Origin of the sequence: Pseudomonas sp., assembly GCF_049301935.1 — a bacterium.
Taxonomy (GTDB): Bacteria; Pseudomonadota; Gammaproteobacteria; order Pseudomonadales; family Pseudomonadaceae; genus Aquipseudomonas.
Genome location: NZ_JBAQLP010000108.1, coordinates 1 through 11814 on the forward strand (window position 1 = coordinate 1; position 11814 = coordinate 11814).

Genomic DNA, 11814 nt, shown 5'->3' on the forward strand with positions numbered 1-11814 from the left:
GGCATGAACAGCCGAGGCCATGGCGCGCACGGCGCACCCTTCGGATTGGGCGCGCGGCTTGATCTAGGGGGCGCTGTACGCATCGCTCAGGGGTTGTGGTCATGATGCGCTGGCAGGATGGCCTGCGGCTGACCACCAGCACCCTCACCAGCCGGCCGCTGCGCAGCCTGTTGACCCTGCTCGGCGTGGCCATCGGTATCGCTGCGGTGGCGCTGCTGACCGCCATGGGCGAGGGCCTGCGCCTGTATGTGCTGGATAACTTCTCGCAGTTCGGCACGCGGATCATCGCCATCCATCCGGGCAAGACCCAGACCGGCGGCCTCGGAGGCATTCTTAGCAGCGTCCGCCCGCTGACGCTGACCGATGCCGAAGCCTTGCGCCGCCTGCCGCATATCGAGGCGGTGGTGCCGCTGATCCAGGGCAGCGGCGATATCCAGTTCGGCGTGCGCAGCCGGCGCAGTGACATTATCGGTGGCGGTCATCAACTGGCCGAGGCCTGGCGTTTCCGGGTGGCCCTGGGGCAATTTCTGCCGGCTGCCCGCGATGGCCGTTCGCCGCCTTACGTGGTGCTCGGCCACAAGCTGCGCCAGGAGCTGTTCGGCGCGGCCAATCCGCTGGGCGAGCCGGTGCGGGTCGGCGGCATGCGCTTTCGGGTGATCGGGGTGATCGAGGAGAAGGGCCAGCTGCTCGGCTTCGACCTGGATGATATCGCCTATATCCCGGTGGACTGGGCGCAGAGCCTGTTCAACCGCGAGGGGCTGATGGAGATCAATCTGCTGTTCACCGCCGGCATCGGATCGCAGCAGTTGAGCCAGCGGATTCGCCAGCTATTGATCGAGCGCCACGGCGAGGAAGATTTCAGCCTGACCACCCAGGACGACATGCTCGCCAGCCTGGACCGCATCCTCGCCACCCTGACCATCGCCATCGCCGCCCTCGGCGGCATCTCCCTGCTGGTGGGGGCGGTGGGCATCCTCACCATCATGACCACCACGGTCGGCGAACGCACCGCCGAGATCGGCCTGCTGCGCGCCATCGGCGCCACGCCGCGGCAGGTGCTGGGGCTGTTTCTCGCCGAGGCGGCGCTGCTGTCCCTGGCCGGCGGGGTGCTCGGCCTGCTGTTGATGGGGCTGTTGCTGGCGGCCCTGCTGCTCACCCTGCCGGGGCTGCCGCTGAGCCTGGCGCCGGGCTTTCTGCTGCTGGCCCTGCTCCTGTCGGCGCTGATCGGCCTGCTCGCCGGCATCGCCCCGGCGCGTCGTGCGGCGCGCCTGCATCCGGTGGATGCGCTGCGCAGCGAATAGCGGCATAGAAAAAAGGCCAGCTGTTTGGGCTGGCCTCGTTTAACGCGTTAACACCCTACTTGCCGTACACCTGCTCCGGCAGCCAGGTGATCAGGCCGGGGAACTGGTAGGCAATCACCAGCAGCAGGATCTGGATCAGGATAAACGGCAGCACACCCTTATAGATGGTGCTGGTGGGCACCGACGCCGGGGTGACGCCGCGCAGGTAGAACAGCGCGAAACCAAACGGCGGGGTGAGGAAGGAGGTCTGCAGGTTGAGCGCGATCATCACGCCCAGCCACACCGGGTCCAACCCCATGGCCAGCAATACCGGGCCGACAATCGGCACCACCACGAAGGTGATCTCGATAAAGTCGAGGATAAAGCCGAGCAGGAAGATCACCACCATCACCAGGAAGAAGGCGCCAAGCACGCCGCCCGGCAGTTGGGCAAAGATGTCCTCGATCATCGCTTCGCCGCCGAAACCGCGGAACACCAGGGAGAACAGCGAGGCGCCAATCAGGATGAGGAACACCATGGCGCTGATTTCGGTGGTGCCATAGGCCACTTCGCGCAGCTGGCCGAAGTTCAGCTTGCCCTTGTAGAAGGCCAGCAGCATGGCGCCCAGAGCGCCGAGGGCAGCGGCCTCAGTCGGGGTGGCATAGCCGGCGAGGATCGAGCCGAGTACCGCGCCGATCAGCAGCAGCGGCGGCACCAGGGCGTTGATCAGCTTGCCCCACTCGATCGGCCCCAGCTCTTCCTGCGGCAGGGCCGGCAACTTCTTCGGTTGCAGGATCGCCACGCCGATGATGTAGAGGATATACAGGCCCACCAGCAGCAAACCGGGAATCAGCGCACCGACGAACAGGTCACCGACCGAGACGGTCTTCGGCGAGAAGATGCCCATCTTCAGCTGCGCCTGTTGGTAGGCACTGGACATCACGTCACCCAGCAGCACCAGCACGATGGACGGCGGGATGATCTGCCCCAGGGTGCCGGTGGCGGCCAGGGTGCCGGTGGCAATCGCCGGGTCGTAGCCACGCCGCAACATGGTGGGCAGGGCCAGCAGGCCCATGGTCACCACAGTAGCCCCGACGATGCCGGTAGAAGCTGCGAGCAGCGCGCCAACTACGCATACGGAAATCGCCAGGCCGCCGCGCAGGGTACCGAACAGCCGTGACATGGATTCCAGCAGGTCTTCGGCGACCCTGGACTTCTCCAGCATCACCCCCATAAACACGAACAACGGCACCGCCAGCATGGTTTGGTTGTTCATGATGCCGAACAGCCGGTTGGGCAGGGCGCTCAGGTAGCCGCCGTCGAAGGTGCCGGTGAGGATGCCGATACCGGCAAACAGCAGCGATACGCCACCCAGGGTAAAAGCCACCGGGTAGCCGGCCATCAGGGCCGCGCAGATGCTGATAAACAGCAGAATCGCCATCAACTCAGCCATGCTTGACCTCCACGGCTGGCGTGCGGCCGGTGAGGATATTGGCGAATTTGATCAAGTCGGAGATTCCTTGTAAGACCAGGCTGATCACCAGCACCAGGATGATGCTTTTTTGCAGGTAGACGAATTTCAGCCCGCCCGACTCGCTGGAGCCTTCCAGGGTCGACCAGGAATTGCTGACGTAATCCCAGCTGGCCCAGCCGAGGAACAGGCATACCGGCAGCAGGAACAGCAGGGTGCCCAGACTGTCGACCAGGGCTTTACGTTTGCCGCTGAACCTCTGATAAAAGATGTCGACGCGCACATGGCCGTTGCGCTGTAACACCCAGGCGGCGGCGCCCATAAACACCAGGGCGTGGGCGTAGAGCACGGCTTCCTGCAGGGCGGTAGCGCCGATGCCGAAACCATAACGCAGGACCACCACGATGGCGGTGCCGAGCACCAGAAACAGAGTCAGCCAGGCGCAGGCTTTACCGAAACTGGCGTTGAATGAGTCGATCAGGCGGGCGAGGCCGAGCAGTAGAGGCGGTTTATCGGACATTTTGAGTCCTTATGGTGATGGGCTTTGTGGGCAGGCAGGCCGGCGATTCTAGGCGGGCCTTGTTATGTGCGGCAATGGCACTACAACTTTAGTCGTATCCGCTAGGCTTGAGAGTCACTTACCCCTATGTTAGTCAGGCGCGGTGGGTCCGCAGCGATCCTGTGGTCAGACCACTACAACAATAAAGGAGCTTTGCATGAAACGTCGTCAAATTCTCGCAGCAGCAGGCGTAGGCCTTGCAGCCACGGCCCTGGCCGGTTGCAAACAAGAAGCTGAAACCGCTGGTAAGCCCCAAGAAGGCGCGAGCAGCCAAACCTTCAACTGGAAAATGGTCACCTCCTGGCCGAAGAACTTCCCCGGCGTCGGCGTCGGTGCCGAGCGCTTTGCCAAGCTGGTCGAAGAAATGAGTAACGGCCGCTTGAAGGTCAAGGTGTATGCCGCGGGCGAGCTGGTGCCGGCGCTGGAAGTATTCGATGCAGTCAGTCGCGGCACTGCCGAAATGGGCCACGGCGCGCCGTACTACTGGAAGGGCAAAGTGCCGGCCGCCCAGTTCTTCTGCGCCCTGCCGTTTGGCCCCAACGCCCAGGAAATGAATGCCTGGCTGCACAAGGGCGGCGGCATGCAGCTGTGGGAAGAAACCTACAAGCCGTTCGGCGTGCTGCCGATGGCCTGCGGCGCGACCGGCGTGCAGACCGCCGGTTGGTTCAACAAGGAAATCAACGGCGTTGCCGACTTCCAGGGTCTGAAGATGCGTACCCCGGGCCTGGGCGGCGAAGTGCTGACCAAGATGGGCGGCACCGTGGTCAATATGCCGGCTGGTGAGATCTTCACCGCGCTGCAAACCGGCGCCATCGACGCCACCGAGTGGATCGGCCCATACAACGACCAGGCCCTGGGCCTGCACAAAGCCGCCAAGTACTACTACACCCCGGGCTGGCAAGAGCCGAACGTGACCTTCGAGCTGGACATCAATATCAAGGCCTGGGAAACCCTGCCGGCCGACCTGCAGGCCATCGTCCGCGCCGCCGCGCGCGAGGTGAACGGCGACATGCTCGACGATTACAACGCGAAGAACATGGAAGCCCTGGAGCAGCTCAAAGGCGAGGGCGTGGACGTACGTCGCCTGCCGGACGAGGTGCTGGCCAAGCTCAAGGAAGTGGCCGCCGAAGTGGTCGACGCCAGCGCCGCCGCCGACCCGGTGGCGAGCAAGGTGTGGGCGCAGCAGAAGGCTTATCTGCAGCGTCTGTACGACTACGCCGAGCTGAACGAGAAGGATATCTACAACATCCGCGGCTGATTTCTAGCGCACAGCAAAACGCCGGCTCTTGAGCCGGCGTTTTCGTTTCCCCGTCGGCGATCAGCGCCGCGCAGGCAGCGAGCGCGTGCGGCCGCTGCCGTCGATGGCGACAAACACGAAGACCGCCTCGGTGACCTTGCGCCACTCGCTGGACAGCGGATCGTCGCTCCACACCTCGACCAGCATCTGAATCGAGCTGCGGCCCACTTCCACGGTTTGCGTATAGAAGGACAGTTGCGCGCCCACCGCCACCGGCACCAGGAAGGCCATGCGGTCGATGGCCACGGTGGCGACCCGGCCGCCCGCGACCTTGCTGGCCATGGCCGTGCCGGCCAGGTCCATCTGCGATACCAGCCAGCCGCCATAGATATCGCCAAAACCGTTGGTTTCACGCGGCAGTGCGGTGATCTGCAAAGCCAGGTCGCCTTGCGGAATAGGGTCTTCCTGTTCGAAATCGTGCATCGGATAGGCTCGCGGCGCGGTTGTTGTTATTGGCGCGGTGCGGGGCTTGGCGGTGGCGGCGAGTCAGGCTCTGCGGCTATCGCGGGTAGGCCCAGCAGGCCCGCGGGAGTGCGGGCGCTGCGAGTATAGCGACTCGGCAGTCGCAGGGCGACCATGGCACTTGGCCGCCTGGACTTTGCACGCCAGTGCATCGACTGCGGCAATATTTCAGCAGCGTTCATCTAATTGTCATATTGCTTACATAGAGTCGTCATGCGGCCTGCAGATACTTGGCCCCGTTCAATCCAACCCTAGTTTTCCAGGAGTAAGGCATGAAACTTAAGCGTTTGATGGCGGCCATGACTTTTGTCGCCGCTGGCGTGGCTACCGCCACTGCGGTTGCTGCTGTCGATCCGGCTCTGCCGAGCTACACCAAAACTTCCGGCGTATCGGGCAACCTGTCCAGCGTTGGTTCCGACTCCCTGGCCAACCTGATGACCCTGTGGGCTGAAGAGTTCAAAAAGGAATACCCGAACGTCAATATCCAGATCCAGGCCGCCGGCTCAAGCACCGCGCCGCCCGCGCTGACTGAAGGCACCGCCAGCATGGGCCCGATGAGCCGTGCGATGAAGGATGCCGAGATCCAGGCGTTCGAAGAGAAATACGGCTACAAGCCGACTGCCGTACCGGTGGCCATCGACGCCCTGGCGGTATTCGTACACAAAGACAACCCGATCAAGTCCCTGGACATGGCTCAGGTTGACGCGATCTTCTCCAGCACCCGCCTGTGCGGTGGCGCCAGCGATATCAAAACCTGGGGCGACGTCGGCATGACCGGCGAGTGGGCGGCCAAGCCGATCCAGCTGTTCGGTCGCAACTCGGTATCCGGCACCTACGGTTATTTCAAGGAAGAAGCCCTGTGCAAAGGCGACTTCAAGGCTAATGTTAACGAGCAGCCGGGTTCGGCTTCCGTGGTGCAGTCGATCTCCAGCACCATCAACGCCATCGGTTACTCGGGCATCGGCTACAAGACGTCCAGCGTGAAGACTGTGCCGCTGTCGAAGAAAGGCGGCGAAGCCTTTGACGCCAACGAAGAAAACGCCCTGGCTGGCAAGTTCCCCCTGGCGCGCTTCTTCTACGTTTACGTCAACAAGGCACCGAACAAGCCACTGAGCCCGCTGGATGCCGAGTTCGTCAAGCTGGTGCTGTCCAAGCAAGGCCAGGAAGTGGTGGTGAAAGACGGCTATATCCCGCTGCCGAGCAAAGTGGCTGCGAAAACCCTGAAGGAGCTGGGTCTGTAAGGCCTGCCTGACTGGCAAGGACGCCTCAGTAAGTCGCACGCCCGCCTTCGTTTACGACAGGTGGGCGTTGCTTTGTCAAAGCGCTGTAACTTTTCTGTCACATAGAGCGGCTAGAGTTAGCGCCTCGTATAGCGACAGAACTCACTATGGCGCGCTCATGGCTGCGCAGAGACGCTCTTACCTATGAATGACTTGGCTAGTGAAACCATGACCGCCACCTCCAAATCCCTCGGGCTGGACTTCAACACCCCGGCCCTGCAGCGCAAGCGGCGCATGCGCGCGCTGAAAGATCGTTTCGCCCGCTGGGCGGTCTCCGTCGGCGGTCTGGCCGTGCTGGGCGCCATCACCCTGATCTTCTTCTACCTGGCCTACGTGGTGCTGCCGATGTTCCAGGGCGCCAGCCTGGACAGCCGCAAGCCGGTGCAGGCCGCCTGGTTGAATGAAGCTGCCGCGCCGCTGCTGCTGACTCTGGAAGAACAGAACCAGATGGCCATGCGCCTGGACCAGAACGGTCAGGTGCAGTTCTTCGATGCGAAGAACATGCAGCCGCTGAGCAGCGTGCAGCTGCCGATCCCGGCGGATGTGCGGATTGCTTCGGTCGGCCAGGACCAGCCGGGCAGCAACCGCGTCGCCCTGGGCCTGTCCAACGGCCGGGTGCTGGTGTTCCAGCACGTCTACAAGCTCAGCTACCCGAATGATGTGCAAACCATCACGCCGAGGGTCGAGTACCCCTTCGGCGAAGCACCGATTGAGCTCGATGCTCAGGGCCGCGCGCTGGATCACGTGGGCGTCAGCCTGAACAGCGGCACCCTGATGCTCACCGGTTCCACCGGCACCGAGCTGCATGTGCTCAAGCTCGGTCGTGAAGAAAACCTGATGACCGGCGAGGTGACCCTCAGCGAAGAGCGTGTCGCCCTGCCGCAGATCTCCGAGCCGATCAAGGCCCTGATTATCGACCCGCGCCACCTGTGGTTGTATGTGGTCAATGGGCGTGCCACTGCCGATGTCTTCGACATGCGCAGCAACAGCCTGAATGGCCGCTACAAGCTGCTGGAAGACGGCAAGCTGGACGTCAGCAACGCCACCTCGCTGCTCGGCGGCATCTCGCTGATGATCGGCGACAGCAGCGGCGGTATCGCCCAGTGGTTTATGGTGCGTGAAGCCGACGGCAAAGCCGTGCTGAAGTCGATCCGCAGCTTCCAGCTGGCCGACAGCCCGATCATCCAGATTCTCCCGGAAGAGCGCCGCAAGGGCTTCTTTGCCCTGGATGCCAAGGGCAACCTGGGCATCTTCCACAGCACCGCGCACCGCACCCTGCTGGTCGAACCCGTGGCTGACGGTCAGGCCCTGGCCGCCCTGTCGCCACGCGCCAACCGCGTGCTGGTGGAAAGTGACGGCCAGCTGCAACGGCTGATCATCGACAACCCGCACCCGGAAATTTCTTGGAGCTCGCTGTGGGGCAAGGTCTGGTACGAAAACTATGACGCGCCGGGCCACGTTTGGCAGTCGACCTCCGCCAGCACCGACAACGAACCCAAGCTGAGCCTCGCGCCGCTGGCCTTCGGCACCCTGAAAGCCGCGTTCTACGCCATGCTCCTGGCCGCGCCGCTGGCCATCGCTGCCGCGCTGTATACCGCCTACTTTATGGCCCCGGCGCTACGGCGTAAGGTCAAGCCGGTGATCGAGCTGATGGAAGCGCTGCCCACGGTGATTCTCGGCTTCTTCGCCGGCCTGTTCCTTGCACCCTATGTGGAAGGTCACCTGCCGGGCATCTTCAGCCTGCTGATCTTTACCCCGATTGGCATTCTGCTGGCCGGCTACCTGTGGAGCCGCCTGCCGGAGTCGATTCGCCTGAGCGTGCCGGATGGCTGGGAGTCGGCAATGCTGATCCCGGTGATCCTGTTGGTCAGCTATGTCTCGCTGGCCATGAGCGGGCATCTGGAGAACTGGCTGTTCGACGGCAATATGCGCATGTGGCTGAGCAATGACCTGGGCATTCCATTCGACCAGCGCAACGCCCTGGTAGTCGGCCTGGCCATGGGCTTTGCGGTGATCCCGACCATCTACTCGATTGCCGAAGACGCCGTGTTCAGCGTGCCGAAGAGCCTGACCTTTGGCTCCCTGGCACTCGGTGCCACGCCCTGGCAGACCCTGACCCGGGTGGTGATTCTCACCGCCAGCCCAGGCATCTTCTCGGCGGTGATGATCGGCATGGGCCGCGCCGTTGGCGAGACCATGATCGTGCTGATGGCCACCGGCAACACCGCGATCATGGACATGAATATCTTCGAAGGCCTGCGCACCCTGGCCGCCAACGTGGCGGTGGAAATGCCCGAGTCGGAAGTCGGTGGTACCCACTACCGCGTGCTGTTCCTCTCGGCGCTGGTGCTGCTCGGCTTTACCTTTGTCATGAACACCCTGGCAGAGCTGGTGCGCCAGCGTCTGCGCGTCAAGTACGCCTCACTGTAAAACATGGCCTGCGCAGCAGGCCCAACTGATGACCCTCTCCCTTTGGGAGACGACTGCATGGATGCAGAAGGTAGGGCGACGCAGGACGCCAAAGCCGAGGGTGCCCGGAGGGCGGGAGAGGGTGTTTCGGCGTGTGCCGTTGCCCTCTCCCCCAGCCCCTCTCCCGCAAGCGGGAGAGGGGAGTGAATGCAAGATTTCATTCAAGGTGTGATGCCGTGAAACAGAACAACCTGAAAACCTGGTTCAACAGCGGTACGCCGTGGATCTGGATGAACGCCGGCGCGGTATCGATCGCGGTAATCATGACCCTGGGTCTGATGATGGTGATCGCCGTGCGCGGCCTCGGCCACTTCTGGCCGGCGGATATCGTTGAAGCCGACTACCAGATCCCGGGTCAGGAAGCCCGGGTGATGGCCGGCGAGATCACCCAGATCGAAGAAGTGCCGCGTGCCCGTCTGGCGGCTTCCGGCTTGCCGGTGACTGCCGAGGGCGGCGAGTTTATGACCCGCGAGCTGTTCAAGGTAGGTAACCGCGATGTGTATGGCGCGGACTTCACCTGGGTGGTCGGCGAATGGCTGAGCAACCTGCGCACCCCGGAAAACCTCACGGCGCTGGAGCGCCGCGAGTGGGGCAACTTCTACGGCTACCTGGTCAACGTCAAGGAAGCCGGTGAACTGGTCGCCGAAGGCGATGCCAGCTGGCCGGCCCTGCAGGAGCGCCTGGCGCGCGTCGAGCAGCTGCACAAGCAGCTGGTGCGCCTGGAGAAGAAGGACATCGGGCGGATCAACGCCGGCCTGGAGCGCATCCGTCTGCAAACCCGCAAGCTGGAACTGCAGGGCAGGCTGGATGAGGTTGCCCAGGCCGAGCTGGACGCCGAGCGCGCGCAGTGGGATGCCGAGTACAAAGTCCTGGAAACCGAGCTGATCGCCCTTAATCAGGCGTTCAACCGCGACAGCGTCACGCTGAAGACCGCCGATGGCCGCGAAGTGACCATCAGCCTGGGCAAGGTGGTGCGGGCCTTCCAGCCCAACGCCATGGGCATGGGCGACAAGCTCGGCTTCTACTTCGCCAAGCTGTGGGAATTCGTCAGCGACGACCCGCGAGAGGCCAACACCGAGGGCGGGATTTTCCCGGCGATCTTCGGCACGGTGATGATGACCCTGATCATGGCGGTGATCGTTACGCCGTTTGGTGTGGTGGCGGCCATCTACCTGCGCGAATACGCCAAGCAGGGCCCGTTGACCCGGGTGATCCGCATTGCGGTAAACAACCTGGCGGGCGTGCCAGCCATCGTTTACGGCGTGTTCGGCCTGGGCTTCTTCGTCTATGTACTGGGCGGCTCGCTGGACCGCATGTTCTTCCCCGAGTCCGCCCCGGCGCCGACCTTCGGCACGCCGGGCCTGCTGTGGGCCTCGTTGACCCTGGCGATCCTCACCCTGCCGGTGGTGATCGTCGCCACCGAAGAAGGCCTGGCGCGGATTCCGCGGGCCGTACGTGAAGGCTCCCTGGCCCTCGGCGCGACCAAGGTGGAAACCCTCTGGCGCGTGGTGCTGCCGATGGCCAGCCCGGCGATGATGACCGGCCTGATCCTCGCCGTGGCCCGCGCCGCGGGTGAAGTGGCGCCGCTGATGCTGGTGGGCGTGGTCAAGCTGGCGCCGAGCCTGCCGCTGGATGGCAACTACCCATACCTGCACCTGGATCAGAAGATCATGCACCTGGGCTTCCACATCTACGACGTCGGCTTCCAGAGCCCCAACGTCGAGGCCGCGCGGCCGCTGGTGTACGCCACCGCGTTGCTGCTGGTGCTGGTCATTGTGGTGCTGAACATGGCGGCGGTGTATATCCGCAACCACCTGCGCGAAAAGTACAAGGCGCTGGATCACTAATCATCGCGCCATGGCCTGCTGGCCGTGGCGGCTTAACGAATTTGTTAGCGTAGGGAGCATCCCATGCAGCACGAAGCACATACACACGGTATCGACATGGCGGCCCTCGGCCGCGACCGCCAGGGCCTGAGCATGGCCAACGAGCGTGTGGCCATCGATGTGCCGGGGTTGAACCTGTACTACGGCGAGAAACAGGCGCTGTTCGACGTCAAAATGACCATCCCCAACCAGCGTGTGACGGCGTTTATCGGCCCCTCTGGTTGCGGTAAGTCGACCCTGCTGCGCACCTTTAACCGGATGAATGATCTGGTCGACGGTTGCCGCGTGGAAGGCGAAATCAACCTCGACGGCAAAAACATCTACCGCAAGGGCGAAGACGTGGCCGAACTGCGTCGCCGTGTGGGCATGGTGTTCCAGAAGCCCAACCCGTTCCCCAAGAGCATCTACGAAAACGTGGTCTACGGCCTGCGCATCCAGGGCATCAACCAGAAGCGCGTGCTCGATGAAGCCGTGGAATGGGCGCTGAAAAGCGCGGCGCTGTGGGATGAGGTCAAGGACCGCCTGCACGAGTCGGCCCTCGGTTTGTCCGGTGGTCAGCAGCAGCGCCTGGTGATCGCCCGTACCGTGGCCGTGCAGCCGGAAGTGCTGCTGCTCGACGAACCCTGCTCGGCGCTCGACCCGATCTCCACGCTGAAGGTCGAAGAGCTGATCTACGAACTGAAATCCAAATACACCATCGTCATCGTCACCCACAACATGCAGCAGGCGGCGCGGGTTTCGGATTACACGGCGTTTATGTACATGGGCAAGCTGATCGAGTTCGGTGACACCGATACGCTGTTCACCAACCCGGCGAAAAAGCAAACTGAAGACTACATCACCGGTCGTTACGGTTAATACGGATCAGTTCCCTCTCCCGCTGGCGGGAGAGGGTTAGGGCGAGGGTGGTGCTTGCAGACCCTCTCCCCCGGCCCCTCTCCCATAGATGGGAGAGGGGAGGTACAACCCGGCTCAGGACTCTTACATGATCAACAAAGAAAACCTTACCCAGCATATCTCCCAGCAGTTCAACGTCGAGCTGGAGGAGGTGCGCAGCCACCTGCTGGCCATGGGCGGTCTGGTCGAGAAGCAGGTCAACGACGCGGTTAC

The 11814-nt window shown here is 63.1% G+C and carries 9 protein-coding genes and 1 pseudogene; 7 read left to right on the forward strand and 3 right to left on the reverse strand.

Annotated features, from left to right (window positions below):
- The first annotated feature begins 104 nt into the window (after positions 1-104).
- Positions 105-1301: an ABC transporter permease gene (locus tag WA145_RS14570; protein ID WP_422582280.1), complete on the forward strand. Its 1197-nt coding sequence runs from the start codon at positions 105-107 to the stop codon at positions 1299-1301.
- Positions 1302-1356: 55 nt separating this feature from the next.
- On the opposite strand, the gene WA145_RS14575 is transcribed toward WA145_RS14570, so the two are convergent.
- On the reverse strand, positions 1357-2733 hold the full coding sequence (locus WA145_RS14575) for a TRAP transporter large permease (RefSeq protein ID WP_422582273.1): 1377 nt from the start codon (positions 2731-2733) through the stop codon (positions 1357-1359).
- Positions 2726-3271 carry a TRAP transporter small permease subunit gene (locus tag WA145_RS14580; protein ID WP_422582274.1) on the reverse strand — a complete coding sequence of 182 codons (546 nt, stop codon included), beginning with the start codon at positions 3269-3271 and terminating at the stop codon, positions 2726-2728. The genes WA145_RS14575 and WA145_RS14580 overlap by 8 nt, the downstream gene beginning before the upstream one ends.
- Positions 3272-3467: 196 nt before the next feature.
- On the opposite strand from WA145_RS14580, the gene WA145_RS14585 reads away from it, so the two are divergent.
- The gene (locus WA145_RS14585) at positions 3468-4568 is read left to right on the forward strand and encodes a TRAP transporter substrate-binding protein (RefSeq protein WP_422582275.1); all 1101 of its coding nucleotides are present in this window, start codon (positions 3468-3470) and stop codon (positions 4566-4568) included.
- Between the two features lie 60 nt (positions 4569-4628).
- Here the strand turns inward: WA145_RS14585 and WA145_RS14590 are convergent, their stop codons facing one another.
- On the reverse strand, positions 4629-5030 hold the full coding sequence (locus WA145_RS14590) for an acyl-CoA thioesterase (protein ID WP_422582276.1): 402 nt from the start codon (positions 5028-5030) through the stop codon (positions 4629-4631).
- Positions 5031-5341: 311 nt separating this feature from the next.
- Here WA145_RS14590 and WA145_RS14595 point away from each other — a divergent pair, with 311 nt between their 5' ends.
- The 5 genes and pseudogenes from WA145_RS14595 to WA145_RS14615 form a co-directional block, all read left to right on the forward strand.
- Positions 5342-6310: a PstS family phosphate ABC transporter substrate-binding protein gene (locus tag WA145_RS14595; RefSeq protein WP_422582277.1), complete on the forward strand. Its 969-nt coding sequence runs from the start codon at positions 5342-5344 to the stop codon at positions 6308-6310.
- Between the two features lie 183 nt (positions 6311-6493).
- On the forward strand, positions 6494-8779 hold the full coding sequence (locus WA145_RS14600; protein ID WP_422582278.1) for a phosphate ABC transporter permease: 2286 nt from the start codon (positions 6494-6496) through the stop codon (positions 8777-8779).
- Between the two features lie 269 nt (positions 8780-9048).
- Positions 9049-10665 carry a phosphate ABC transporter permease PstA gene (gene pstA, locus WA145_RS14605; RefSeq protein ID WP_422582281.1) on the forward strand — a complete coding sequence of 539 codons (1617 nt, stop codon included), beginning with the start codon at positions 9049-9051 and terminating at the stop codon, positions 10663-10665.
- 63 nt (positions 10666-10728) lie between these two features.
- On the forward strand, positions 10729-11562 hold the full coding sequence (gene pstB / locus WA145_RS14610) for a phosphate ABC transporter ATP-binding protein PstB (protein ID WP_422582279.1): 834 nt from the start codon (positions 10729-10731) through the stop codon (positions 11560-11562).
- A gap of 127 nt (positions 11563-11689) precedes the next feature.
- A pseudogene (locus tag WA145_RS14615) lies at positions 11690-11814 on the forward strand (phosphate transport system regulator PhoU); the annotation flags it as partial.